The following is a 25,170-nucleotide window of genomic DNA, read 5'->3' on the forward strand; positions in this document are numbered from 1 at the left end:
TCCCGGACTTCCGCCCTCAGCGGTGGCCTTCGGCCCGGTGCTCATCGCGGCCTCCGCAGCAGCGCGGTGTCCATGACCCATCCCGCCTTCCCCCGGGCCCGCAGCCGGGCCTCCTCGATCTCGGGCAGCACGTCGCCGACCCGTCCCGCGACCAGTTCCTCGGTCTCGGTGCCCAGGTTGGCACCCCACCACACGGACCAGTCCGCCAGGCCGTCGAACCCGTGCCGCCCGGACAGCATGACGACGATGTCGCGGTGGCCCGCGGCCACCGCCTCCCCCAGGCGGCGGGCCGGGGTGACGTGGACCGGGTCGCCCACCCCGTGCAGCACGATCCGGTGCCGCGCGGCGAGCAGCTGCGGGGCGCTGATCCCCGGCAGCACGTCGTACTCCACCGGCACGGCGCCCCGCGCGGCCACGGCCTCCACGATCCGCAGCGTCGAGTCGTACAGGGAGGGGTCCCCCCAGACCAGGAACGCCGCCGTCCCGCCGCGCTCGCCCAGCACCCGCTCGTAGGCGCGCACCCGGGCCTCGTGCCAGGCGGCCACGGCCCCCTTGTAGTCCCCGGAGCCGCGGTCCCGCACGGGGTCGGGCACCTCCACCAGCGGGACGCCGTACGCCGCGCAGACCGCCCGCCGCAGCGCCAGCAGCCCGTCGTCGTCGCCCTTGCGGGCGGCGACCGCGTAGTCGCACCCCCGCAGGGCGTCGGCCGCCTCCCCGGTGAGCTGGCGGGGACCCGTACCGATCCCCAGGATCCGCACCCTCACTCGGCCCGCTCCTCCAGGTCGCCCTCGACCTCCAGGTACACCTCGGTCAGCGCCTGGAGGGTCGCGGGGTCCGGCTCCGCCCACAGGCCGCGCCGCGCCGCCTCGTGCAACCGCTCCACGATGCCGTGCAGCGCCCACGGGTTGGACGCGCGCAGGAACTCCTGCGTGGTCCCGTCGAGCACGTACTCCGCCGCGAGCCGCTCGTACATCCAGTCGTGGACGACCCCGGCCGTGGCGTCGAACCCGAAGAGGTAGTCGACCGTGGCGGCCAGCTCGAACGCGCCCTTGTAGCCGTGCCCCCGCATCGCGGCGATCCAGCGGGGGTTCACCACCCGGGCCCGGAACACGCGGGCCGTCTCCTCCGACAGCGTGCGGGTGCGCACCGCGTCGGGCGAGGTGGAGTCGCCCACGTACGCCCGGGGGTCGGAGCCGGTGAGCGCGCGCACGGTGGCGATCATGCCGCCGTGGTACTGGAAGTAGTCGTCGGAGTCGGCGATGTCGTGCTCGGCGCTGTCGACGTTCTTGGCCGCCACCTTGATCCGCCGGTAGTTGGCGCGCATGTCGTCGGCGGCCGGGACCCCGTCGAGCCCGCGGCCGTAGGCGAAACCGCCCCAGGCGGTGTACACCTCGGCCAGGTCGCGGTCGTCGCGCCAGTTGCCCGACTCCACCACCTGGAGGATGCCCGCCCCGTAGGACCCGGGCGCGGAGCCGAAGATCCGGGTGGTGGCCCGCCGCAGGTCCCCGTGCGACTCCAGGTCGGCCAGGGCGTGCGCGCGCACGAAGTTGAGCTCGGCCGGCTCGTCGAGCCCGGCCACCAGCGCCACGGCGTCGTCCATCATGGCGACCACGTGCGGGAAGGCGTCCCGGAAGAAGCCGGAGATGCGCACCGTGACGTCGATCCGCGGCCGCCCCAGCTCCTCCGCGGGCACCACGTCCAGCCGCGCGACCCGGCGTGACGCCTCGTCCCACTCGGGCCGCACCCCCAGCAGGGCCAGAACCTCGGCCACGTCGTCGCCGGACGTGCGCATCGCCGAGGTGCCCCACACCGACAGGCCCACCGACTCCGGGTAGGTCCCCGTCTCCTCCAGGTGGCGGCGCAGCAGCGACTCGGCCATGGCCTGGCCGGTCTGCCAGGCGAGCCGCGACGGCACCGCGCGGGGGTCCACGGTGTAGAAGTTGCGCCCGGTCGGCAGGACGTTGACCAGGCCCCGCAGGGGCGACCCGGACGGCCCCGCCGGGACGAACCCGCCCGCCAGGGCGTGCAGGACGTGGTCCATCTCGTCGGTGGTGCGGGCCAGGCGCGGGACGACCTGCGCGGCGGCGAACTCCAGCACGGCGCGCACCCGGTCGTCGTCGTGCAGGCCCGGCACCGCGGCCGGGTCCCAGCCCGCGGCCTCCATGCGCTCCACCAGGGCGCGGGCGGCCGCCTCCACCGCGTCGACCTCGGCGGTCGGCGCGCCCTCCTTCAGGCCCAGCGCCGCGCGCAGCCCCGGCACGGCCCCGCCCACCCCGCCCCACACCTGGGCCGCGCGCAGCACGGACAGGACCAGGTCCACCCGTGTCGCGCCCTCGGGGGCGGCGCCCAGCACGTGGAGGCCGTCGCGGATCCGGGTGTCCTTGATCTCGCACAGCCAGCCGTCGACGTGCAGCAGGAAGTCGTCGAACTCCTCGTCGCCGGGGCGATCGGCCAGGCCCAGGTCGCGGTGCATCTCCGCGGCCCGCATCAGCGCCCAGATCTCGCCGCGGACCGCGGGCAGCTTCGCCGGGTCCATGGCGGCGATGTTGGCGTGCTCGTCCAGCAGCTGCTCCAGGCGGGCGATGTCGCCGTAGGTCTCCGCGCGCGCCATCGGCGGGATCAGGTGGTCCACGACCGTGGCGTGGGCGCGCCGCTTGGCCTGGGCCCCCTCGCCCGGGTCGTTGACCAGGAACGGGTAGACCAGCGGCAGGTCGCCCAGGGCCGCGTCGGTGGCGCAGGCCGCGGACAGGGCGGCGTTCTTGCCCGGCAGCCACTCCAGCGAGCCGTGCTTGCCCAGGTGGACGACCGCGTGGGCGCCGAACCCGTGCTCCAGCCACCGGTAGGCGGCCAGGTAGTGGTGGCTGGGCGGCAGTTCCGGGTCGTGGTAGATCGCGATGGGGTTCTCTCCGAACCCGCGCGGCGGCTGCACCAGGACGACGACGTTGCCCGCGCGCAGGGCGGCGAGCACGATCTCGCCGTCGTCGTTGACGTAGAGGTTCCCCGGGGCGGGCCCCCAGGCCCCGGCCACCGCCTCCCGCAGCTCGGCGGGCAGGTCCCGGGTCCACTCGGCGTACTCGCGGGCGGTGATGCGCACGTGGGCGTCGGTGAGCTGGCCGGAGGTCAGCCACTCCTCGTCCTGGCCGCCCGCGGCGATCAGGGCGTGGACGAGCGCGTCGCCCGCCCGCACCTCGTCGGGCAGGTCCAGGCTGGGCAGGTCCCCGGGCCCGCCGAGGTCGTAGCCCTCCTCGCGCAGCCGCCGCAGCAGGCGGACCAGGGACCGGGGCGTGTCCAGGCCGACCGCGTTGCCGATCCGCGCGTGCTTGGTGGGGTAGGCCGACAGCACCACCGCGATCCGCTTCTCGGCGGGCGGCACGTGCCGCAGCCGCGCGTGCGCCACCGCGATCCCGGCCAGGCGGGCGCAGCGCTCGGGGTCGGCGACGTAGCGGGGCAGGCCGTCCCGGTCGATCTCCTTGAAGGAGAACGGCACGGTGATGATGCGGCCGTCGAACTCGGGGATGGCGATCTGGCTCGCCGAGTCCAGCGGTGTGACGCCGTCGTCGGACGCCTCCCAGGCGGCGCGCGGGCTCGTCAGGCACAGCCCCTGGAGGACCGGGACGTCCAGGGCGGCCATGCGCTCCACGTCCCAGGCCTCGTCGTCCCCGCCGGCGCCCGCCGTGGCGGGGGTGCTGCCGCCCGCGGCCAGGACGGTCACCACCAGCGCGTCGAACGCGCCCAGCGCCTCGTACAGGTCGTCGGGCGCCGAGCGCAGCGACCCGGCGAACACCGGCACGCCCACCGCCCGGCCGGTGGCGTCCACCGCGTCGGCCAGGTCGTGCGCGAACGCCGTGTTGCCGCCCGCCTCGTGGGCCCGGTAGTACAGGATGCCGATCCGGGGCAGGTCGGGGCTGGCGGGGAGGTCGCGCTCGGCGAAGCCCCACACCGGGATCTCCAGGGGAGGCTCGAACCCCTCGCCGGTCAGCAGGACGGTGTCCGACAGGAAGGCGTGCAGCCGGGCCAGGTTGGCGGGCCCGCCCTGGGCGAGGTAGCGGTGCGCGTCGGTGGCCACCCCGATCGGCACGGTGGAGTGCTCCATCAGCTCCGCGCTGGGCTGCTGCTCGCCGCCGAGCACGACCAGCGGGACGCCCCGCTCCCGGACGGCGGCCAGCCCCGGCCACAGGTCGTGCGGCGAGCCCAGCAGCCGCACCACGACCAGGCCGGCGCCCTCCACGGCCGCGGCGAGCTCGTCGTCGGAGGCGCGGGACGGGTTCGCCCACGTGTAGGCGGCGCCGCTCCCCCGCGCGGAGAGCAGGTCGGTGTCAGAGGTGGACAGCAGTGCGATCCGTACCGTCATGGCCGGATACCTCCCCAGGGGGTCGTGGGCTGTGGTTCGTCGGGACCGTCGGTGTTCGCGGAAGGAGGGCGTTCGGGCGGGGCGGCGTCCCGGGGGCCGCCCGGGGGCAGGGGGCCGTCCGGAGACCGGGGAGGGGCCGGGGTCCGGCGCAGGAACCGGACCACCGGGTGGCCGGGCCCCTCGTCGACCTCGGCGCGCACCCCGTACACCTCCCCGATGAGGGCGGGGGTGAGCACCTCGCCGGGCGTCCCCCCGGCGACCGCCCGGCCGCCGCGCAGCACGAGCAGCCGGTCGCAGTACATCGCGGCCAGGTTCAGGTCGTGCATGGCGATCACGGTGGTCACCGGAAGGCCGACGACCAGCTCCATCAGGTCCAGCTGGTACTGGATGTCGAGGTGGTTGGTCGGCTCGTCCAGCAGCAGCTCCCCGGGCTCCTGGGCCAGGGCGCGGGCGATCTGGGCGCGCTGGCGCTCGCCGCCCGACAGCGTCTGCCAGGACCGGTCGGCCAGGCCGGCGAGCCCGGTGGCCTCCAGCGCGGCCGCCACCGCCGCGGCGTCGGCGGCCGACGCGGGCGTCCAGGCGCGCCGGTGGGGGATGCGCCCCAGCGCCACCACGTCGCGGACCGTCAGCTCGGTCCGCGCCTCCGCGTGCTGCTCCACGACCGCCACCCGCCGCGCCGCCGCCCTGCGGGGCGTCCGGGCGAGCGGGCGGCCGTCCAGGACGACGACCCCGGAGGAGGGCGCCAGGACACCGGACAGCAGCCGCAGCAGGGTGGACTTGCCCGAGCCGTTCGGCCCCAGCAGCCCGACCGTCTCGCCGGGGCGCGGGGCCAGGCTGACCCCGTCCACGACCAGGCGCCCTCCCGCCGGGCGGCTCACCCGCTCGGCCCGCAGCCCGCGCTCCCGTTCCGGGGGCGCGGCCTTTGGGGGCGCTCCCGCCAGGGTGGTCCCGCGATCGGTCACAGCGCCCTCCTCGTCCGGTACAGCACGGCGACGAACGCCGGCACGCCGATGAGCGAGGTCACCACGCCCACCGGGATCTCCTGCGGGTCCAGCAGCGTGCGCGCCGCCGTGTCCACCCACACCAGGAAGACGGCGCCGGTCAGCGCGGCCACCGGCAGCAGCCGGGCGTGGCCGGCCCCGGTGAGCAGCCGGGTGACGTGCGGGAGGACCAGCCCCACGAACCCGATCGCCCCGGCGGCGCTGACCAGCGCGGCCGTGAGCAGCGCGGTGACGGTCAGCAGTACCAGGCGGGCCCGGGCCACCCGCACGCCCAGATGCGCGGCGGCCTCCTCCCCGAAGGCGAAGGCGTCCAGGGTGCCGGTGTTGGCCAGGCAGACCGCCAGCACGGCGGCCAGCACCAGCGAGCACAGGGCCACGTCGGACCACCCCGCGCCGGAGAGCGAGCCCAGCAGCCAGAACAGCACCCCGCGCGTGGTCTCGGCGTCCGCCGAGGTCAGCACCACGAACGAGGTCAGGGCCGAGAAGAGCTGCATCGCCGCGACCCCGGACAGGACGACGCGGTCCATGCCGCCGCCGAGGGTGTGGGACAGCAGCACCACCGTCCCGAAGGACAGCACCGCCCCGGCGAAGGCCCCCGCCGACAGCGACACCGCTCCGGCTCCCCAGCCCAGGACGATCACGAGCACGGCCCCGGTGGAGGCGCCGGAGGACACCCCCAGCACGAAGGGGTCCGCCAGGGGGTTACGCAGCAGCGACTGCATGACCGCCCCGCACAGCGCCAGCCCGGCCCCGCACACCGCGGCCAGCAGGGCGCGGGGCATGCGCAGGTTCCACACGATGCCGTCGCGCAGCACCGACAGGGGGCTCTGTCCGTGGCCGAGCCGGGCGAGCACGGAGCGCCCGACCTCGGCCACGGTGATGTCGGCCGGGCCGACGGTCACCGCCGCGGCGACCGACACGGCCACCGCCGACAGGCCCAGCGGGACGAGCAGCGCGAGGCGCGCGCCCCTCACTGCGCGAGCCCGAGTTCCCGCAGTCCGGCGGCGACCTGCTCCACACCCTCGACGGTGCGGATCGACGGGTTCATGGCCTGGCCGCTCAGCAGGATGTAGCGCTCCTCGCGCACCGCGGTGAGGTTCCGCGTGGCGGGGTGCCCCTCCAGGAAGTCGATCTTGGCGGCGGCGGTCTCGGCGGTCTGCGACTCGCGGGTCAGGTCGCCCAGCACGATGACGTCCGGGTCGCGGTCGGCGACGGTCTCCCAGTTGATCTGGGGCCACTCGTCGTGGGTGTCGTCGAAGGCGTTCTCTGCGCCGACCGCCCGGGTGATGGCGCCCGGGGCCCCGCAGCACCCGGCCAGGTAGGGGGACTCGGAGTTCGCGAACCAGTACATGAGGGACACCCCGGAGGCGTCCAGGTCCGCGGTGGCGGCCTCCACCCGGCCCTCCAGGCCGGCGACGAGCTCCTCGCCGCGCTCGGGGACCCCGAAGACCCGGGCCAGGTCGCCGATCTCCCCGTAGACGACGTCCAGGGTCAGCGGTTCGCTGCGCGACCCGTCGCCGCCGCTGTCGTTGTCCTTGCCCGCGGCGCAGTCCGAGGGGGAGACGTAGGTGCCCACGCCCAGCTCCTCGAACTGCTCCCGGGTGGCGACGCCGCCGGTGCCCAGGGTGGACTCGAAGGACGCCGTGACGAAGTCGGGCTCGGCCTCCAGGACGCGCTCGAACGAGGGGTTGTTCTCCGCCAGGCGCGGGACGCCCTCGTCGGCCTCCTCCAGGCCCTCCATGATTGGGTCGGTCCAGGTCGCGGTGCCGACCACGCGGTCCTGGAGCCCCAGGGAGTACAGGATCTCGGTGGTGCCCTGGTTGAGGGAGACCACCCGCTCGGGGGGAGCGCCGACGGGCACCTCGTGCCCGCAGTTGTCGAGGGACGCCCCGCCGGCCGGGGCGGAGCCGGCCGCGGCCCGCCCGTCCCCCGGGCCGGGGGAGCAGGCGGTGAGCAGTAGGACGGGGACGAGCAGCAGGGGGCCCGCGAGGGGCATACGGCGGTGCATGGGATGCCTTGCATGTCGGGGCTCGGACGCGGAGCCTGGCATGGGTCGCCCGCGCGGTGTCGGCGCGCGGGGCCAGCAGGTCTTCGGACTCGGGCTCACCCGGACGGAGTGCCTTCCCAGGCCGGTCCGCACCGCCGTTCCCGGCCCGCACGGTCCCGCCCCAGTGGCGTAGTACCCCGCCCGTCCCCCTCACCGCTGCGCGTCAGTTCCGGATTCGCACCGGATTCCCTGACCACCGGAGTGGTACGACTGGCCCGGGCAGGATACCAACGCCGCCCCGGGCGTACGCGGCCGGTCCCGGCGGGAAAAGGCGTTGTCGCCCGGACGGCGCCTCGGCCATAGTGGCGGGACCCCCGGGAGCCCGGCGCCGGGACGCCGGGGATCCGGCGCCGCCGCCCGCGCCCCCGGGCCCCTGCCCTGCCCCGGCACGACCCTGCGCCCCCTCACCAGGAAAGGAACCCCCATGTCCACCCTCCGGGTCACCGCGGAGAGGCTCACCGTCCACCCCCACCCCAACGCCGACGCGCTCGAACTGGCCCAGGTCGGCCTGTTCCGCGCGGTCGTGGCCAAGGGCGCCTACCGCACCGGTGACTGGGCCGTCTACATCCCCGAGAACGCCCTGCTGCCCGACGGCCTCATCGACGAGCTCGGCCTGACCGGCAAGCTCGCGGGCTCCCGGCGCAACCGGGTCAAGGCGATCCGGCTGCGCGGCGAGATCTCCCAGGGCGTCGTCTGCAGCCCGCGGGCGCTGGCCGACCGGGACCTGGCGGCGGCCCACGAGGAGGGCGCGGACTTCGCCGCGGAGCTCGGCGTCACCAAGTGGGTGCCCGAGATCCCGGTGCACATGAGCGGGGAGGTCGTCGCCGCCCCGGACCTGCTGCGCTGGATCGAGGTGGAGAACGCCAAGCGCTACCCGGACGTCTTCACCCCCGGCGAGCCGGTGGTGGCCACGGAGAAGATCCACGGCACCGCCTGCCTGTTCACGCTGGTCGCGGAGACGGGCGAGGAGTTCGTCTCCTCCAAGGGGCACGGGTCGCGCAACTTCGCGCTGGCCTTCGCCGAGGACAACCTGTACTGGCGCTCGGTGCGGACCCACGGGGTGCCCGAGGCGGCCCGCCGGATCGCCGAGAAGTTCGGCGCGGCCCGGGTGGGCGTGTTCGGCGAGGTGTTCGGCGCCGGCGTGCAGGACCTGGGCTACGGCGAGCACGGGCGCAGCGAGCGGCCGGGGTACGCGGTCTTCGACGTGCGCCTGGACGTCGACGGCACCGTGTCCTGGGTCGACGCCGCCGACCTGCCGGGCCTGCTCGCCGAGGTCGGCCTGCCCGCGGTGCCCGAGCTCTACAACGGCCCCTACGACGAGGCCGCGCTGTTCGAGGCGGCCCAGGGCGACGAGACCTGGAGCGGCCGCGCCGCCCACCTGCGCGAGGGCGTGGTGGTCCGGCCCTCCCGCGAGCGCTACTCGCCGGTCCTGGCGGGCCGCGCGATCGCCAAGTTCGTCTCCGACGCCTACCTCACGCGCAAGGGCGGCACCGAGTACGAGTGACCGCCGTGCCGCCGGGGCGCCCCGCCCCGGCGGCACGCGCCCGCCGCGGCCCGGGGCCTGTTCGCCGGGTGTTCTCCTGTGCCATGGGGGCGGCGGGGCGCCCGGCGGGGCTCCGGGGTTCGGAGGAGACGTCCGCGCCCCGCCGGTCCGAGGGCCCGTGATCCTTGAGGAGGTTCCCGCGTGTTCGACTTCGGGATCGGGGGCTACCGCCCCCGGTGGATCATCGGCGCCGCCGCGGTCGGCGCCTACGGCGACCGGCTGCGGGCGCTCGCCGGCCGGCGGCTGACCCGCACCTGGCTGGTCTGGGACGTCGAAGGCGACGAGTGGTTCGCCGACTGCCCCGTGCTCCTCGACTTCGAGGGCGAACAGGTGGAGATCAACCACGCCCGGTTGGACGACCTCTCCATCACCTGGAACACCGTCGACCCCGCGGCCCCGGTCCGGTGGCCGGGGTTCACGCTGTGCTGGCGCCCCGACGCCCACCCCGCTCCGAACGGGCTGCGCGGCCGGGAGCTGCGGGGGGTCGACCTCCTCGAACGCAAGGGGTGCGTCAACGTCCGCTTCCGGTTCGACGGGGGAGACCTGACCGTCCTGAACGCCCTCGACGAGAACGGATTGCGTTTCGACCCGGCCCCCGCGGACCGCCGTCGGGACAGCGGTTGAGACCCCGCGCGGCGGCCTACTGGAGTGACCGATGTGAACGCGGAGCGTTTCAATCCATGATCAAAGGGTTATTCCCCCTGGTGGGCGTTGTGCCCGAATGATCATCTGATCAGAGCAACGGGGGGATTTCATGCGTACCGCTCTCAAGTTGGCCCTCACGGGTCTGTTCGCCGCCGGCCTGCTCGGCGCGGGTGCGGGGGTGGCCAACGCCGCTCCGGCCACGGCCGCCGGCGGGCAGAAGTCCTACGACGAGTGCATCGACGAGCAGAACGCTCTCGGCCTCATCAACCTGGACCTCAACCTGCTCAGCCAGTGCATCACGTCCGACGACTGACCCGCGGTGTCCGTCCCGGTGCGCCGCACCGGGACGGGCCCGGACCGGGCGCGGCCGGCCCCCGCTCTCACTTCGGGGACACCCTCACCCCGAGGAGCCCGCGACCGCCCGGGCGTAGCGCTCGGACAGCGCGCGCAGCAGCGGCACCAGCTCGGCGGGGGACTCCACGGTGAAGTCCATGCCGAGCATGCCCGCGTACACGGCGACCGTGTCCAGGCTGTCGGCGCCGGTGACCAGCACCGAGGTCCCCCCGTCCACCGGTTCGACCACCCCCACCGCCGGGTTGATGCGCTCCAGCACCCGCTCCGCCGGCGCGTGGACCCGCAGCCGCGCGTGCACCTTCCACCCCTGCGAAGCGATCGTCCGCATCGCGAACGCCGTGTGGTCGCCGCCGGGAGGCGGCACCGGGTCGAAGCGCCGCCCGGTCGGCGTCCGCGGCTCCATCCGGTCGACCCGGTAGGTCGACCACACCCCGTCGCGCGGGTCGCGGGCGACCAGGTGCCAGCGGCGCTGCCAGGCCAGCAGCCGGTACGGCTCCACCAGCCGGGGGTCGCCCCCGTAGTCGAACCGCAGCCACTCGCCGTCGCGGACGGCGCGCGCCACCGCCCGCAGCACCCCCGGGTCGACCTCCGGGTCGGGCGCGTCGGTGGCGGTGTTCTCCGGGGCGTGCTCGATCGCCCCGTGCAGCGCGTCGACCGTCGGGCGCAGCCGCGACGGCAGCACCTGTTCGAGTTTGGCGAGCGCCCGGCCGCCCGACTCGGCGACCCCCGAGACGCCCGCCGCCGCACGGAGGCCGACGGCCACGGCGACCGCCTCCTCGTCGTCGAGCAGCAGCGGGGGCATCCGGCCACCCGGTCCGAGCCGGTACCCGCCCGCCGGGCCGCGGGACGCCTCCACCGGGTAGCCGAGACCGCGCAGCCGGTCGACGTCCTTGCGGACGGTGCGGCCGCTGACCCCCAGCCGCTCGGCGAGTTCGGGGCCGGACAGGTCGGGCCGCGACTGCAACAGGGACAACAGGGCCAGGAGCCTGGCCGCCGTGTCGGACATCCGGCACCCCCGGGGATTCTTTCGCAGGCCGTGTGCTCAATGAGGAACGGAACGTTCCTGATAGGACCGTAGCGTCGGAGACATGGAGAACACCAGCGCTTCCGCCGCCACCGACATCCGCCCCTTCACCGTCGCGGTCACCGACGCCGAACTCGCCGACCTGCACGAGCGGCTCGCCCGCACCCGGCTGCCCCAGCCCTCCCCGACCGACGACTGGGAGGCTGGAACCCCCAACGCCTACCTGCGCGAGGCCGTCGACGCCTGGCGGGACTTCGACTGGCGCGCCGCCGAGGCGCGCGTCAACGCCGTCCCGCACTTCACCACCGGTATCGACGGCCAGGACATCCACTTCGTCCACGTCCGCTCGCCGCACGCCGGCGCCACGCCCCTGCTGCTCGCGCACACCTACCCCGGCTCCTCGGTCGACTACCTCGACCTCATCGACGCCCTCACCGACCCGGTCGCCCACGGCGGCCGCGCCGAGGACGCCTTCCACCTGGTCATCCCGGACGCGCCCGGCTACGGCTTCTCCCAGCCGCTCGCCTCCGGGGGGTGGACCACCGCCCGCGTCGCCGCCGCCTACGACACCCTGATGCGCCGGCTCGGCTACGAGGGCTACGGCGTGCACGGCTCCGACAACGGCGCGATGGTCGCCCGGGAGCTCGGACTGCTGGAGCCCGACGGGTTCCTCGGCCTGCACGTGCTGCAGCTCTTCTCGTTCCCCTCGGGCGACCCCGCCGAGTTCGAGCGCATGGAGCCGCGGGACCACGCCGGCCTGGAGCACATGCGGTGGTTCCAGTCGGTGGGCGGCTACAACACGATGAACGCCTCGCGACCGCAGACCGTCGCGGTCGGCCTCAGCGACTCGCCGGTGGGCCTGCTCGCCTACAGCGAGCTGTTCAACTCCTTCGGCAACGGCACCTCGCTGGTGCCGCTGGAGAAGATCCTCCTGGAGGTGAGCGTGAACTGGTTCGCCAACGCCGCCTCCGGGATGGGCCGCTCCTACTTCGAGAACGCGCGGGCCCAGGACGAGCCGCGGGTGAACAGGGCGCCCACGGGCGTCGCGGTCTTCGCCGACGACTTCCAGACCATCCGGGTCCTCGCCGAGCGCGACAACTCCGCCATCGTGCACTGGAACCGGTTCGACAGGGGCGGCCACTTCGCCGCCCTGGAGGTGCCCGACGTCCTCGCCGCCGACATCCGCGCCTTCTTCGCCGCGCTCCGCACCCCCTGAACCCCGGCCGCGGGTCAGCGGTCGGGCCGCACCCACCGGCGCAGCGCGTCGAGCGTGGTGTCCGGCGAGGTGTTGAAGCAGAACACCACGCCCGGGACGAGGGAGGTGATCAGGTTGACCACCCGCTCGAACAGCAGCGTGTGCTCCGGGGCCATGCGCAGCCCCGCGCCGATCATCACGACGCGGACGGGCCGGCCGTCCAGGCACGCGCGGAGCGCGGCCTCGGCCTCGTCGGGGTCGGTGGTGACCTGGCAGGTGACGACGTCGAACCCGGCGTCGCGCACGGCCCTGTCGCCCTCGGCGATCCTGGCCCGCAGCATCTCCTCGGTGACACCCGGGTACCGGTCGAAGTCGACCGTGCTCGGGTGCAGTCCCACCGACAGGACGGCTTCGCTCACCGTGTTCCCCTTCCGTTCCCTGCACGCCGTCGTCCGCGCGCCGCGCGGGGACGACCGGCCCCGGACGGGGCGCGGCTGTAGCGTAGCCGCCGCGGCCCCGGTGTTCCAAGGGGGCGCCCGCGGCGTGCGCACACCGCCTCCGCGGCCCGCGGCACCCCGGACCGCCGGGGGCCGTGCACTCGGCGGAAGTCGCCCGGCGCCGTGCCGGTGGGCGGGGACCTGCCCGCGCCGACGCGCCGCGCGGGGGCGGCGGGCCTCCGGTCGGGGGGCCGCGCACTCCTGCGGAGCGCAGCCCGGGGAGAGCGTGCTCGGCGAACGCCCGCGCGTTGTCGGCCGACCGCACCACCGCCGTCTCGGCGTACTCCCCGTCCGCCCCGCCCGGGCCCGCGACCGCCGCCGGGTCCTCCACGAGCACGGCGCGCGCGGGCACGTCCCGTTCCGCGTGGCCGGCGACGAACACCGCGGCCGGCGCCCGGCCCGGGCGGCGCGGCCGCGGCGGTACCGGGCATGATGGGGGCGGCGACACGGCGGACGGAGGCGGCGGATGCCGGAGCAGCGGATCGGGCGGGCCGTGCGGAGCCTGGGCGGGCTCGCGCTCGGGGACGCCTTCGGCGACCGGTACTTCCTCCCGCCGGACGAGGCGGAGCAGGCGGTCGGCCGGCGGCGGTGGCCGGCCGAGCCCGTCTGGCCCTGGACCGACGACACCGCCATGGCGCTCTCCGTGCTCGCCGTGCTCATCGAGTACGGGCGGATCGACCAGGACGCCCTCGCCGCGGACTTCGCCGCCCGGTACGACCCGGGCCGCGGCTACGGTCCGTCGATGAACCGGCTGCTTCGCCGGATCGGCGACGGGGAGCCGTGGCGCCCGGCCGCCGCCGGGCAGTTCGGCGGCGAGGGCTCCCACGGCAACGGCGCCGCCATGCGGGTGGCCCCGCTGGGCGCCTACTTCGCCGACGACCTCGACCGCGTCGCCGAGGAGGCGGCCCTGTCCGCCACGGTGACCCACACCCACCCCGAGGCCGTCGCCGGCGCGGTCGCGGTGGCCCTGGCCGCCGCCCTGGCGGCGCGCCACCGCGAAGACCCCGCGCCCGACCGCGCGGGGTTCCTCCGCGCGGTCGCCGGACGGCTCGAACCCTCCCGGGTGCGCTCGGGCCTGGAGCGGGCGGCCCGGCTGGCACCGGGTACCGCGCCCGAGCACGCGGCCGCGATGCTGGGCAACGGCACCCTCATGTCGGCCCAGGACACCGTGCCGTTCGCGCTCTGGGCGGCCGCGGGCCATCCGGACGACCTGGCCGAGGCGCTCTGGACGACGGTGGCGGGCCTGGGCGACCGGGACACCACCTGCGCGATCGCCGGGGGCGTCGTGGCGGCCCGCACCGGTGCGGCCGGTGCGCCGGAGCCGTGGTGGGCGAGCCGCGAGCCCCTGCCGGCCTGGGCCGCCGCCCTCGAGGACGCCGGCGCCTGACGGGCCTGCGCTCAGTTCCAGCGGACGCGGTACTCCCGCTCCGTGGTCAGGTCGCTTTCCAGCAGGGCGAGCCCGTGCGGCTCCCTCTCACCGATCGGCCGAAAGGAGATCGGCAGCCCACCGGCGCCCGGCCCGGGGGTTCGCAGGCGCCCGGGGCCGGGCCCGGGCGCCTGCGGAGGTCAGACGCCCAGGGCGTCGAACAGGTGCAGCCAGACCTCGCTGCGCGTGGGGAACGCCGGGACCGCGTGCCGCAGCCTGCGCACCGGCACCTCCCCGACGATCGCGATCGTCGCCGCCTGAAGCATGTCGGCCACGCCCGTCCCCGTGATGGTGGCGCCCACCAGCACCTCCGCGTCCTCGTCGACGAGGAACCGGGCCGTGCCCCGGGTGGCGCCGGTGAACGCCCCGCCCGCGTTCCCGTCCGTCGGCACGTCGACCACGCGCACCCGCAGCCCCGCCTCCCGCGCGCTGGCCGCCGTGTGCCCCACCGAGGCCACCTGCGGCTCGGTGAAGACCACCCGCGGCGCGCCGGGGCCGTCCGCCAGGTGCTCCACCACGATGTCGGAGCCCAGGACGTCGGAGGCCGCGACCGCCGCCTGGTACTTGGCCATGTGCGTGAACAGGGCGCGCCCGTTGAGGTCGCCGATCACGTAGAGCCACTCCAGGCCGGGCACCCGCATCCGTTCGTCGACCTTGACGAACCCCTCGGTCTCGACGCCGACCTCCGCCAGCCCCAGCCCGGCGCTCTGGGGCACCCGGCCGGCGGCCACCAGCACCTCGTCGGCGTGCAGCTCCGCGCCGTCGTCCAGGACCACGGTCACCCGCTCGCCCTCGCGGCGCACGGACACCGCCCGCCGCCCCGTGCGCAGGTCCACGCCCTGCTCCACCAGGGACGCGCCGACCTGCTCACCGACGAACGCCTCCTCGCGGGGCAGCAGCCCCCGGTTCCCGGCCACCAGGGTCACCGCGGCGCCCAGCGACCGGTACGCCTGGCTCATCTCGGTGCCCACGACCCCGCCGCCGATCACGACCAGCGACCCCGGGACCTCCCGGGCGGTCGTGGCCTCCCGGTTGGTCCAGGGCCGGGCGTCGGCGAGCCCGTCGATCGGCGGCAGCGCCGCCCGGGTGCCCCCGGCCAGGATCACCGCGCGCCGGGCCCGCAGCACCGTGTCGCCGACCGCCACCCGCCGGTCGCCGATCAGCCGTCCCCGGCCGCGGAACAGCGTGATCCCGTGCTCCTCCAGCCACGGCAGTTGGCCGTCGTCGCGCAGTCCGCCGTCCTCGCCGCGCCCGCCGATGATCTCGTCGCGGCGGCGCAGCACGGCGCCGACGTCCACCGGCCCGGTCACCGCGGCCGCGGCCCCGGGCACCCGGCGCGCCTCGATCAGCAGCTCGCCCGGGCGCAGCAGGGCCTTCGACGGCATGCAGGCGTAGTACGAGCACTCCCCGCCGACCTTGTCGGCCTCCACGATCGCGACGCTCAGCCCGGCGTCGGCGAGTCTTCCGGCGGCGACCTCGCCGCCGGGTCCGGCCCCTACCACCACCGCGTCGAATTCGGTCTCGTCCATGCCCGCCCCGTCCGTGTCCGCCGTCGTCCTGTGCGCCGGTCGCTCCACCCTCTCACCACCGGGCCGCCACCCGGGAGGTGCTCGGCCGACTTCCGTGCCGGCGGCGGTCCCGGCCCCGCCCCACCCCGGCCCGGCCCTGGACCAGGGCCGGGGCCGGGGCCGGTCGGCGTCAGCGGCCCTCGGGGGTGAGGGTCCGCGTCCAGAGGGAGTCCCCGTTGGCGTCCCGCAGGAAGACGGTGAGCTCCTTGCTCCCGCGGTCGATCTCGATCTCGCCGAAGTGCTGGTAGCCGTCGAGCGGCGAGGTGTTCGCCACGGGCGGGGCGTGCTGGAACACCACCTCGGGCCCGAAGGTGGGGTCGAGCGCGTTGGGCCCGAACGCGCCGGCGTGCAGCGGCCCGGACACGAACTCCCAGAACGGGGTGAACTCGCGGCTGCTCGCGCGGTCGGGGGAGTAGTGGTGCGCGGCGGTGTAGTGGACGTCGGCCGTCACCCACACCACGTTCCGCGCGCCCCGGCGGTGCAGGCCGTGCAGCACCCCGTCGAGTTCGGCCTCGCGCCCGCGCGGTTCGCCGGGCAGGCCGTTGGCCACCGCCTCGATGCCCTCGCCGTCGCGCACGATCACGCCGATCGGCATGTCGGAGGCGATCACCTTCCAGGTCGCGGTGGACGCCGAGACCTCCTCGACCAGCCAGCGCGCCTGGGCGGCGCCGAGGACGCGCTCGAAGGCGGCCGTCCCCGCCGAGTTGGGGTCCCGGTAGGGCCGCATGTCGATGACGAAGACGTCCAGGTCGGGGCCGTAGGACAGCTTGCGGTGGATCCTGCCGTCCACCGCCTCGGCCGGGACGATGGGCATCCACTCGTGGAAGGCCCGGTGGGCCCGCCGGGCCAGGAGGTCGACGTCGGTCTCGGTGTAGCGGGGGTCGTCCAGGATCTCGCCCGGGTACCAGTTGTTGACGACCTCGTGGTCGTCCCACTGCACGATCTGCGGGACCCGGGCGGCGAAGTCGCGCAGCGCCCCGTCGAGCAGGTTGTAGGCGTACTGGCCGCGGAACTGGGCCAGCGTCTGCGCGACCGCCGCCTTCTCCTCGGTGACCACGTTGCGCCACGTGCGCCCGTCGGGCAGCACGACGCTCTCCTGGAGCGGGCCGTCGGCGTAGACCGCGTCGCCCAGGTGGAGGAAGAAGTCCGGGTCGCGGTCGGCCATGGAGGCGAAGATCGGCATGCCGCCGATGTCGGGGTTGATGCCCCAGCCCTGGCCCGCGACGTCTCCGGAGAACACGAAGCGGATCGTGTCGCCTCCGCCGCCCCCGGCGGTGCGGAAGCCGCCTTCGAGGACCTCGCTGGAGTACCGCCCGTTCTCGGCGTGCACCCGCAGGTACACCTCCCGGCCCGGGGGGAGGCCGGTGATGCGGACCCGCCCCGTGCCGTCGGCGGCCGGGGTGAGCCGCGGCCCGCGGACCGTGCGCGCGTCGCGGAAGTCGGGCCGGGTGGCGACCTCGACCACCATCCGCGCGGGGCGGTCGGACCGCGTCCAGACCACGGCCCCGTCGGCGCGGGGGTCGCCGAGCTGGATGCCGTGCGTCAGCACCGGGCGGTTCCGGCCCTGGGCGAAAGCGGGCGCGGCCCCGCCTCCGGCCAGGAGCGCGCTCGCGGTGCCCGCGGCGCCCAGGCGGAGGGCGGACCGGCGCGAGAGGTGGGTGCGTACCATGGAGGCTCCTCGTTGTGGGGGAGTGGTCACCCACGGTTTCTATCCGGAACTTCCGTCCCCCGCCTGAACGAGAGCCGACACGCGGACGAATACGGCCCCGGGCGACCGCCCCGGACGGCGGGCCGTGATCCCCGGGCGGCGAGAGGCCGCGGTCCCCGGGCGTGCGGCACGGCGGCCCCTTCCGGCCCGGCCGCGGCCGCCCCTCAGGTGTCGGAGACGGTGATCGCGCCCGAGGGGCAGAGCCCGGCGGCCTCGGCCGCCCGGCCGCGCAGCCCGGGCGGCGGCACCGGCGCAAGCAGCACGACCCGCCCGTCCCCGTCGTCCTGGTCGAACACCTCCGGCGCGGTCAGCGCGCACATCCCCGCTCCGACGCAGACCTCCCGGTCCGCCCGGACCCTCATGCCCTCCCCCTCCCCCAGGTGACGGGAAGCCGGTGGACGCCGTAGATGGCCATGTCCTCCCGGGTGGGCACCTCCTCCTCCGGCACGGCCGGACGCAGGTCCGGGAAACGGGCGAACAGCGCCGGGTAGGCGACCTGCATCTCCACGCGGGCGAGCTGCTGGCCCAGGCACTGGTGGATGCCGTGGCCGAAGGCGAGGTGTCCGCCGGCCGGGCGGTCCGGGTCCAGGGAGTCGGGTGCGGCGAAGACGTCGGGGTCGCGGTTGGCCGCCGCGATGGAGACGGTGACCGTCTCGCCCGCGCGGACCCGCCGCCCGCCCAGTTCCAGGTCCTCCAGGGCGGTGCGCGTGGTGAAGGGGACGATGCTCAGGTAGCGCAGCAGCTCCTCGACGACGCGGGCGCTCCGCTCCGGCCCCTCGCGCAGGGCGGCGAGCTGCTCGGGGTGGCCCAGCAGCAGGAGGACGCCCAGGCCCAGCATGTTGGCCGTGGTGTCCAACCCGGCGCCGAGCAGGAGGAACGCGATGTTGGTGAGCTCGTCGTCCTCCAGGTCGCTGTCGGCGGCCAGGTCGCCGAGGAGGTCGTCGGTGGGCGCGGCGCGCTTGTCGGCCACCAGCTCCCGCAGGATGTCCTGCGTCCTGGTGTAGGCGGCGAACTTCTCCTCGGGGGTCGAGTCCACGTGCGAGGCCGCCGCGACCGTTCGGTGGAACGGGCCCACGGCGTGGTCGGGCACCCCCAGGAGCTCGGCGATCACCAGTGCGGGGATCGGGGAGGCGTACACCTCCCCCAGGTCCACCGGAGGGGTGAGCCGTTCCATGGAGTCGAGGTGTTCGGCGGTGATCTGCTCGACGCGCTCGGTGAGCCGGCGCATCCGGCGGACGGTGAACCGCCCGGTGAGCAGGCGCCGGTAGCGGGTGTGCTCGGGCGCGTCGTGGCCGATGAAGAGCCCCCGCGGGGCCGGAGGGGGCGGAGTGGGGGGCGCCCCGGGCGAGGGGTTGTGCCTGAGCTCGTTGCGGGCGCTGAACCGGGGGTCGGCCAGGACCTGCCGGACCAGGGCGTGGCCGGTCACCAGCCAGCCGGTGTGCCCGCCGGGGTAGGACAGGCGGCTGACCGGTTCCTCGGCGCGCAGCCGGGACAGGTCGGCGGGCGGGTCGAAGGGCGTGGGCCGGGCGGTGGGCAGCGGGGCTGCCCCGCCGGGTACGGTCGCGGTCATCTCGGGTCTCCTTCGGAAAGGGCTCGTGGCCGGCGGGGCGCCGCCGTCAGGTCTCGTGGCCGTTGGGGCGGAAGCGCGTGTGCGCCAGCACGGCGAGGAGGAACTCCTCGGCCTGGCGCACGGTGGTGCCCTCGGGGTGCGTGGTCAGGTGCACCGTGACGGCTCCGGCGAGGATCTGCCGGATGATCTCCAGGTCGGTGTCCCGGGGGAGGCGGCCGCGTTCCCGTTCGCGTTCGAGGACCCTGCGGATGAGCGCGTTGCGGGGCTCGGTGCTGAGCCTGCGGAACGCCGCGGCGAACTCGGGGTGGTCCCGGGCCGCCGGCATCAGGCGCAGCATCAGCTTGCGGATGCGGGCGTTCTCGGGAGCCTCGAGCGCGTGGGCCCACCACCGGAGCATCTCCTCGACGCCGCTCGGTTCGGGCAGCTCCTCCGGCTGGTACCGGAAGGCCCAGTGGATCGCCGCGATGAGCAGCTCCGTCCTGTCGCTGTACCGCCGGTAGACGGTCGGGCGGGAGACCCCCGCGCGCTTGGCGACCCGGTCGATGCCGACCCCGTCGAGGCCGACCTCGATCATCAGGTCCGCCGCGGCCTCCAGGATGTCCTCGTCGACCTGTGAACTCCGGGGCCGGCCGGGGCGGGCCGGGGACTGCTGTGTCATACCTGAAAAATTACAATACAGGTGTGTAATGTTTCAAGCCCCCGGAAGACGACCCCGGGCGGCGGCCGGGAGCGCCCCTGTCGTCCGCGCCCGTGCACCTCGCCGTGGTCCTGTCCTCGGCACGGCCCGGACGCCCGGGGCCGGAGCGACACGTCCTGCGCGGGAGGGACGCCACCGCGCGACCCGTGTGGACGCGCGCGTTCGCCTATCCGCTATCCGCGGCGTCGGAGCCCCGGAACCACGCCGATCGGCTCCGTGCCCCGGTATGGCATAATCCGTTGTCCTCTGTTCGGCCCCGTGAGAGCATCGGGCCCCCGTGGTCCGCCCCCTCCCCTCCGCGTTCCTCCGCGGAAGGGATGAGGACGCGGGCCGCTCTCACGTCCACGGCTCCGAGTGATCCCTCGACATCAGCGAATGGCAGGTCCGTTTGATGCGCATGACAGGGCCGGGGGAGGCCCGCCTCGAGGACGCGGACAACGTCCTGGTCGTCCCCGCCGCGTCGCGGGACGACGACCCGGCCGGGAACTTCTTCGGGACCGTGGTCACGCCGGAGGACCTCGCCTCCGGGGCGTTCGACCCCGCGCGCAAGACCGTCTACCTCTACGGCGACGTGTCCGCCGCCGGCGCCGACCGGCTGCGGGAGGCGGACCGGGTGTTCGCCGTCCGGGACCCGGAGCCCGGTCGCCGCGGGGACGCCGACGGGCCCTGGACCACCGTCGGCCCCGGCCGGGTCCCCGTCCGCGTGCACGGCGCCGGCGTGTACTACCGCCGCTTCTTCGACCCCGGCGCCGACCACTTCGGGCGGATCCGCGCGGAGCACGCGTTCCAGTCCCTGACGGAGTCCACCAAGCCGGGGACGGCCCACCGCAGCGGGATCTACCTGACACCCGTCACCGGGAGCGGCGACGAACTGCACTTCCGCCTGCTCCGGTGCTCCACGAACCTGTCGGGGCCGACCGAGGACTTCGGGCCGACCGACACGGACGTCGTCGGGGCCCTGAACCGCGAGGCCGCCGCCGTCTTCCGGGGCCACGCGCCGCTCAACCACGTCCTCGCGCAGATCTACCACAACACCGCCGCCACGGCCGGGCGCAAGCAGTCCAAGGCCGGGATCTCCTCCCACGCCGACAAGACCAAGGACATGCCCGTCAACGGGATCATGGCCTTCTGCACCTTCTACGACGGGCTCGACGGGCTGCGGCCCCTGGCCGGGGACGCCTTCGACCGCGGGGTGAAGACCACCAGCGGACTGACGCGGCTCCGCTTCCGCCTCAAGGAGGCGGCCGCGGAACACGGCGGGGACGCGCTCCCGCCGCAGTTCACGCTGACCCTGTATCCCGGCTCCGTGTTCTTCATGCCGCTGTCCACCAACCGCCTGTACACGCACGAGATCCGGCCCTCGTCCCTGGACGCCGCCCTGCTCCCGACCCGCCTGGGGTACGTGGTGCGCTGTTCGGACACCGAGGCCGTCCACAGGGACGGCCGCACGTTCCTCAAGGCGCCCGGCGGCCCGGTGGCGCTGGAGCCGCCCACCCCGGAGGGCATGGACGAGCTGCGCAGGCTGTACGCCGAGGAGAACAGGACCTCGTCCTTCGTCGACTACGGCGACCGGTTCCGCTTCAGTATGAACACGGGAGACTACCTTGCCCCCCGAATCCACGATCTCGGATGAGGTCGTCTCCTGCGCACTTCCGGCGGGGGAGGACCTCTTCACCGAACTGTCCGCGTCGGTCCGCTGGGAGGACCTGGGGAAGGGCCGGCGGGGCGCCGTTCTCGCCAGGGTCGACGAGGCGGGCGGTGTGCCCCTGGTGCGCACCACCACCCGGTACGGCCTCCCGGCGCAGCGCTTCCGGGAGGTGCACGAACGGCTGGCGCGCCGGGTCCGCGAACGCGCGGCGGTCCCCGTCGGCTTCGACAACGCCCTCGTCGAGAGCTACACGAACGCCTACAGGACCATGGGCGCCCACTCCGACCAGGCCCTCGACCTGGCCGAGGGGTCGTTCATCGCCGTTCTCTCCTGCTACCGGGACCCCGGGGCGGGACCGCTGAGGAAACTGGTCTTCGAGTCGAAGGGGGGCGGCGCCGAGAGGTTCGAGGTCCCCCTCGCCCACAACGGGATCGTCGCCTTCTCCGTCGCGACGAACCGGCGCCTCAAGCACAGGATCGTGCTGGACACGTCGGGCGGGTCCGGGGACGGGGACGCCGAGTGGCTGGGGGTGACCTTCCGGACGTCGAAGACCCGCGTCCGCTTCCGCGACGGGCACGCGTACCTCCCGCAGGGGGTCCGCCTCACGCCGGCGGACGAGGAGCAGAGGGTCGAGTTCTACCGGATGCGGCGCCGCGAGAACAACGAAACGGACTTCACCTACCCCCCGCTGACGTACACCGTCAGCGAGAGCGACCTGATGCCGCCCGTGTGACCCCGGGGCGACCGGCCGGTCCCCGGCCGCATCCGGGTCTCCGGGGGACCGCATCGGCCCGACCGGGAGGCACCGGCCCGCGGCGGATCGCGCCCCGGGGGACGGCTGCGGGCACGTGCGGGGCCGCGTCCACCGTCCGCCGCCACCCGGCGGGCGCCCCGGACACGGCGGCCGGACGGCTCCCGCGGCCCGCCCGGCACCGGCGGCCTCCGCCCCCGGTACCGGGCCGGGCCCTCACCCGGCGGGGGCGACGGCGGAGCGGTCCCGCCGCACGGCGAGGGCCACCGCGCCCATGACGGTCAGCAGGACCGCGAGGGCGCCCCACACCATCGGCTGCGTGACGAGCATGTCGCCGCCCTCGGCCCCGGGCGTCCGTCCGCCGTCGCGGCCGGTGACGGTGACCAGGAGGAGCACCACCACTCCGGCGGCCGCGACGACCCGTCCGGCGAGCCGGAGCAGGGGGCCGGGGCCGCGCAGGTCCTTCACCGCCAGCCGCTCCTCCCGGCGCAGCGGCGCCAGCAGGCGGGCCAGCAGCAGGAGGGCCACGGGCAGCTGGAGCGCCCACACGGCGGTGCGGAACCAGCCGTCGAACCACACGTTGGTGCCGTACAGCAGGGTGTGCCACACGCTGAGGGCGTACACCACGATGACGAACCGGTGGAGCACCCGCCACAGCCGGGTTCCGGTCCAGGAGCGCACGTAGAACGACAGCCCCAGCGGGACCGCCAGGTAGAGGGCGATGAGGCCGAGAAGGATCGCGACACGGCCGGTGCCTGAGTCGTACCCGCCCGGGACGAACACGTCCACGAACGCCGACCAGAGCAGCGCGGCGGTCCCCAGGCCGTCGGCGTTCTCCCGCAGGAGTTCGAGGAAGAAGGCCAGGGCGTGCGCGAACATCAGCCCGATGGTGGTGATGGACGTGACCCGGTGCCACCGTTCGATCCGGGCGTGCGAGACCACCGTCCACCGGCCCGGCGCGGTCGCGCGCAGCAGCCCGAGCATGACGGTGATCCACGCCCACAGCAGCCCCGACCAGCCGAAGGCCTGGCACAGCCAGTAGAGCAGGTAGCGGTCGGCGTCGGCGAGGTAGGGCATCACGGCGAGGGTCTGGGAGGTCCCCTCGACGACGCGGTGCCGCAGGAGGGCGAAGACGGCGGCGGTGACCGCCAGGGCGACCGACACGTCCAGGAGGAGGTGGCGCAGGTCGGTGCGCAGGGTGCGGACGTCCACGCGGGCGGGGGCCGCGGCGGCGGCCGGGGACGGCCCGGGGGCGGAGGGCGAGGGCATGGGGGTTCCTTGTTCGGATCGGCGGGTGACCATCAGAACACCTTCCGTGCCGGTTGCCCAGACCCCTACGGGCGCGCGAAAGACCGCCGCAGCGGTCGCCGTGCGGCGCCCAGCGGGTGAACGTCCACCTCTCCCCCGAGGCGCCCCGTAGGAGCGCGGCCCCACCGCCCGGCCGGGCGTCCGCCTCCGCGCGGACGCCCGCGGCCCGCCCCGCCCACGGCGCCCCGCGGGCCGCACGTGGGGGACGAGGTGGTCAGGGACGAGGAGTGGGCGCCCACGCGCCCCCATCCCGGTGCTCCGGACACCCCGCCCGCCGACCGGCTCCTGGCCCCGGGAGCCGGGCTCATCGACCGGATGCGCGACGCGCTCTCGGGCCGCCGTTCTTGAATACCCGTCGACACCCGTGGCGCGGCCGGACGCCGGGACCGCCGCTCCCGGGCGCGTCCGCGGGGCGGCTCCCTCCCTTACCCTGGTCGGGTCGTCCCGGGTCCTCGGCCGCCGCCCGTGCCGGGGGCGCGGGCCGGGCGACGGCCCCCACCAGTCCTCGAACCCCTCCGGAACCCTCGACCAGAATGAGCGAAGTGCCCCCCACCCCCTCCGCGTCGGCACGGCGGCCGCGTCCGCTGGGCCGCGACTTCTCCCTGCTCTGGGGGGCCTCCGGCAGCGCGAACCTCGCGGACGGGCTCGTCCGGGTCGCGCTGCCCCTGGTCGCGGTCGAGCTGACCCGGTCCCCGGCACTGGTCGCCGGGGTCTCGGTCACCACCACCCTGGCCTGGCTCGTCACGGGCCTCCCCGCCGGAGCGCTCGGCGACCGGCTGGACCGGCGGACCATCGCCCTGTGCGCCGCCGTCCTGCGGACGGTCCTGCTGGGCGCGGTCGGCGTCCTCCTGCTCACCGACCACCTCACCCTGGCGGTGCTGTTCGCCGCGGCCTTCCTCCTCGGGGTCGGCGAGGCCTTCTTCGACACCTCCACCCCCGCCATGGTCCCCGGGGTGGTGCCCCGGGAGGAGCTCTCCCGCGCGCACGGCCGCCGGCACGCCGTGTCCCTGGCCGGGAACGAGCTGGTCGGACCGGCCGCGGGCGGAACCCTGTTCGCGCTCTCCAAGGCCGCGCCGCTGCTGGTGTCCGCGGCGTGCCACGCCCTGTCCGCACTCCTGCTCTGGCGCGTGCGCGCCGGTCCCCGCAGGCCGCCGGGACCGGAGAGTGAGCGCACCGCCCTGTTCACCGAGATACGGCAAGGGCTGGTCCTGCTGGTCCGCAGCCGCCGCATCGCCGTCGTCGCGCTCTGGGGCGGGGTGGCGAATTTCGCGGGGAGCCTCACCTTCGCCGTGCTCGCCCTGTACCTGGTCGCGCCCGGACCGGTGGGGCTGGACACCTGGGGCTTCGGTCTGCTCATGGCGTCGTTGGGGGTCGGCGGGCTGGTCGGGGCCTCGCTCACGGGCCGGCTGGCGGCGCGTGTGGGCGAGCTCCGACTCCTCACGCTCTCCTGTGCGTTCATGGCCGCGGACAGCGTCGTGCTCGTCCTGACCACCCAGGTCTGGGCGATCTCCGCCGGCCTGATGGCGGGGTCGGCCTCCGCCGCGGTCTTCGGCGTCATGGCGGTCACGGCCCTGCAACGTGCGACTCCCGACAGCCACCTGTCACGGGTGTCGGCGGGCAACCAGCTGGTGATGACGGGGGCACCGCGCTGGGCGGGGTGGCCGCGGGCGCCCTGGGGGAGATGACCGGCGACCTGCGGTTCGGGTTCGCCGCGGCGGCGGTGCTCCTGCTGTTGTCGACCCTGATGCGCGCCGCGATGCCCGCCTCCGATGAGCCCTCGGAGGGCGGCGGCACCGGCACGGGCGGCTGACCGCCGATGAGCCTTCCGCGCTCCGGG

General features: G+C 75.3%; 23 protein-coding genes and 1 riboswitch. Of the genes, 10 read left to right on the forward strand and 13 right to left on the reverse strand.

Features of this window, described 5'->3' with window-relative positions; genetic code table 11:
* Positions 1-41 precede the first annotated feature (41 nt).
* Genes cobF through K1J57_RS23365 form a run of 5 tightly spaced genes read right to left on the reverse strand, consistent with a single transcriptional unit; the run spans position 42 to position 7,348 of the window.
* Positions 42-764 (reverse strand): precorrin-6A synthase (deacetylating), encoded by a 723-nt coding sequence (gene cobF, locus K1J57_RS23345; RefSeq protein ID WP_220560763.1) that lies wholly within the window; start codon positions 762-764, stop codon positions 42-44.
* The gene (gene cobN, locus K1J57_RS23350) at positions 761-4,351 is read right to left on the reverse strand and encodes a cobaltochelatase subunit CobN (RefSeq protein ID WP_220560764.1); all 3,591 of its coding nucleotides are present in this window, start codon (positions 4,349-4,351) and stop codon (positions 761-763) included. Before cobN ends, cobF begins: the two co-directional genes overlap by 4 nt.
* Positions 4,348-5,292, reverse strand: a complete 945-nt coding sequence (locus tag K1J57_RS23355; protein ID WP_220565729.1) for an ABC transporter ATP-binding protein — start codon at positions 5,290-5,292, stop codon at positions 4,348-4,350. The genes cobN and K1J57_RS23355 overlap by 4 nt, the downstream gene beginning before the upstream one ends.
* 17 nt (positions 5,293-5,309) lie before the next feature.
* Positions 5,310-6,326, reverse strand: a complete 1,017-nt coding sequence (locus K1J57_RS23360; RefSeq protein WP_220560765.1) for an iron ABC transporter permease — start codon at positions 6,324-6,326, stop codon at positions 5,310-5,312.
* The gene (locus K1J57_RS23365) at positions 6,323-7,348 is read right to left on the reverse strand and encodes an ABC transporter substrate-binding protein (protein ID WP_255646529.1); all 1,026 of its coding nucleotides are present in this window, start codon (positions 7,346-7,348) and stop codon (positions 6,323-6,325) included. Before K1J57_RS23365 ends, K1J57_RS23360 begins: the two co-directional genes overlap by 4 nt.
* Before the next feature lie 68 nt (positions 7,349-7,416).
* Positions 7,417-7,629, reverse strand: a riboswitch (cobalamin riboswitch).
* Between the two features lie 194 nt (positions 7,630-7,823).
* On the opposite strand from K1J57_RS23365, the gene K1J57_RS23370 reads away from it, so the two are divergent.
* From K1J57_RS23370 to K1J57_RS23380, 3 genes are all read left to right on the forward strand, one after another.
* Positions 7,824-8,903, forward strand: a complete 1,080-nt coding sequence (locus K1J57_RS23370; protein ID WP_220560768.1) for an RNA ligase (ATP) — start codon at positions 7,824-7,826, stop codon at positions 8,901-8,903.
* A 180-nt stretch (positions 8,904-9,083) separates the two neighbouring features.
* Complete coding sequence (locus K1J57_RS23375) at positions 9,084-9,566, forward strand: hypothetical protein (protein WP_220560769.1); 483 nt, start codon at positions 9,084-9,086, stop codon at positions 9,564-9,566.
* A gap of 130 nt (positions 9,567-9,696) precedes the next feature.
* The gene (locus tag K1J57_RS23380; protein ID WP_220560770.1) at positions 9,697-9,900 is read left to right on the forward strand and encodes a hypothetical protein; all 204 of its coding nucleotides are present in this window, start codon (positions 9,697-9,699) and stop codon (positions 9,898-9,900) included.
* 84 nt (positions 9,901-9,984) lie between these two features.
* Here the strand turns inward: K1J57_RS23380 and K1J57_RS23385 are convergent, their stop codons facing one another.
* Complete coding sequence (locus K1J57_RS23385; RefSeq protein ID WP_220560771.1) at positions 9,985-10,947, reverse strand: YafY family protein; 963 nt, start codon at positions 10,945-10,947, stop codon at positions 9,985-9,987.
* 82 nt (positions 10,948-11,029) lie between these two features.
* On the opposite strand from K1J57_RS23385, the gene K1J57_RS23390 reads away from it, so the two are divergent.
* A complete protein-coding gene (locus K1J57_RS23390; RefSeq protein ID WP_220560772.1) occupies positions 11,030-12,181 on the forward strand; it encodes an epoxide hydrolase family protein in 1,152 nt (383 codons plus the stop codon).
* Between the two features lie 14 nt (positions 12,182-12,195).
* On the opposite strand, the gene K1J57_RS23395 is transcribed toward K1J57_RS23390, so the two are convergent.
* A complete protein-coding gene (locus K1J57_RS23395; protein ID WP_220560773.1) occupies positions 12,196-12,579 on the reverse strand; it encodes a hypothetical protein in 384 nt (127 codons plus the stop codon).
* Positions 12,580-13,123: 544 nt separating this feature from the next.
* On the opposite strand from K1J57_RS23395, the gene K1J57_RS23400 reads away from it, so the two are divergent.
* Entirely contained in the window at positions 13,124-14,044 is a 921-nt protein-coding gene (locus tag K1J57_RS23400) for an ADP-ribosylglycohydrolase family protein (protein WP_220560774.1), read from the forward strand.
* A 179-nt stretch (positions 14,045-14,223) separates the two neighbouring features.
* On the opposite strand, the gene K1J57_RS23405 is transcribed toward K1J57_RS23400, so the two are convergent.
* From K1J57_RS23405 to K1J57_RS23425, 5 genes are all read right to left on the reverse strand, one after another.
* Complete coding sequence (locus K1J57_RS23405; RefSeq protein ID WP_220560776.1) at positions 14,224-15,612, reverse strand: NAD(P)/FAD-dependent oxidoreductase; 1,389 nt, start codon at positions 15,610-15,612, stop codon at positions 14,224-14,226.
* 169 nt (positions 15,613-15,781) lie between these two features.
* The gene (locus K1J57_RS23410) at positions 15,782-17,320 is read right to left on the reverse strand and encodes an alkaline phosphatase (RefSeq protein ID WP_220560777.1); all 1,539 of its coding nucleotides are present in this window, start codon (positions 17,318-17,320) and stop codon (positions 15,782-15,784) included.
* A 203-nt stretch (positions 17,321-17,523) separates the two neighbouring features.
* Positions 17,524-17,721: a ferredoxin gene (locus tag K1J57_RS23415; protein WP_220560778.1), complete on the reverse strand. Its 198-nt coding sequence runs from the start codon at positions 17,719-17,721 to the stop codon at positions 17,524-17,526.
* Positions 17,718-18,929 carry a cytochrome P450 gene (locus K1J57_RS23420; RefSeq protein ID WP_220560779.1) on the reverse strand — a complete coding sequence of 404 codons (1,212 nt, stop codon included), beginning with the start codon at positions 18,927-18,929 and terminating at the stop codon, positions 17,718-17,720. Before K1J57_RS23420 ends, K1J57_RS23415 begins: the two co-directional genes overlap by 4 nt.
* 46 nt (positions 18,930-18,975) lie before the next feature.
* The gene (locus K1J57_RS23425; protein ID WP_220560780.1) at positions 18,976-19,587 is read right to left on the reverse strand and encodes a TetR/AcrR family transcriptional regulator; all 612 of its coding nucleotides are present in this window, start codon (positions 19,585-19,587) and stop codon (positions 18,976-18,978) included.
* Positions 19,588-20,017: 430 nt separating this feature from the next.
* Between K1J57_RS23425 and K1J57_RS23430 the strand changes: the two genes are divergently transcribed.
* The gene (locus tag K1J57_RS23430) at positions 20,018-21,259 is read left to right on the forward strand and encodes a hypothetical protein (RefSeq protein ID WP_220560781.1); all 1,242 of its coding nucleotides are present in this window, start codon (positions 20,018-20,020) and stop codon (positions 21,257-21,259) included.
* A complete protein-coding gene (locus tag K1J57_RS23435) occupies positions 21,231-22,007 on the forward strand; it encodes a hypothetical protein (RefSeq protein WP_220560782.1) in 777 nt (258 codons plus the stop codon). The genes K1J57_RS23430 and K1J57_RS23435 overlap by 29 nt, the downstream gene beginning before the upstream one ends.
* 234 nt (positions 22,008-22,241) lie before the next feature.
* Here the strand turns inward: K1J57_RS23435 and K1J57_RS23440 are convergent, their stop codons facing one another.
* Positions 22,242-23,294, reverse strand: a complete 1,053-nt coding sequence (locus K1J57_RS23440) for a ferric reductase-like transmembrane domain-containing protein (RefSeq protein WP_220560784.1) — start codon at positions 23,292-23,294, stop codon at positions 22,242-22,244.
* Between the two features lie 249 nt (positions 23,295-23,543).
* Here K1J57_RS23440 and K1J57_RS23445 point away from each other — a divergent pair, with 249 nt between their 5' ends.
* The 3 genes from K1J57_RS23445 to K1J57_RS33645 all read left to right on the forward strand — a co-directional run bounded on the left by K1J57_RS23445 (position 23,544) and on the right by K1J57_RS33645 (position 25,143).
* Complete coding sequence (locus K1J57_RS23445) at positions 23,544-23,681, forward strand: hypothetical protein (protein ID WP_255646530.1); 138 nt, start codon at positions 23,544-23,546, stop codon at positions 23,679-23,681.
* 185 nt (positions 23,682-23,866) lie between these two features.
* Positions 23,867-25,018, forward strand: coding sequence for an MFS transporter (locus tag K1J57_RS23450; RefSeq protein ID WP_255646531.1), 1,152 nt, complete (start codon positions 23,867-23,869; stop codon positions 25,016-25,018).
* Complete coding sequence (locus K1J57_RS33645) at positions 25,015-25,143, forward strand: hypothetical protein (protein WP_255646532.1); 129 nt, start codon at positions 25,015-25,017, stop codon at positions 25,141-25,143. The genes K1J57_RS23450 and K1J57_RS33645 overlap by 4 nt, the downstream gene beginning before the upstream one ends.
* Positions 25,144-25,170: the final 27 nt, after the last annotated feature.

Origin of the sequence: Nocardiopsis sp. MT53, from assembly GCF_019598965.1 — a bacterium.
Lineage (GTDB): Bacteria > Actinomycetota > Actinomycetes > Streptosporangiales > Streptosporangiaceae > Nocardiopsis > Nocardiopsis changdeensis.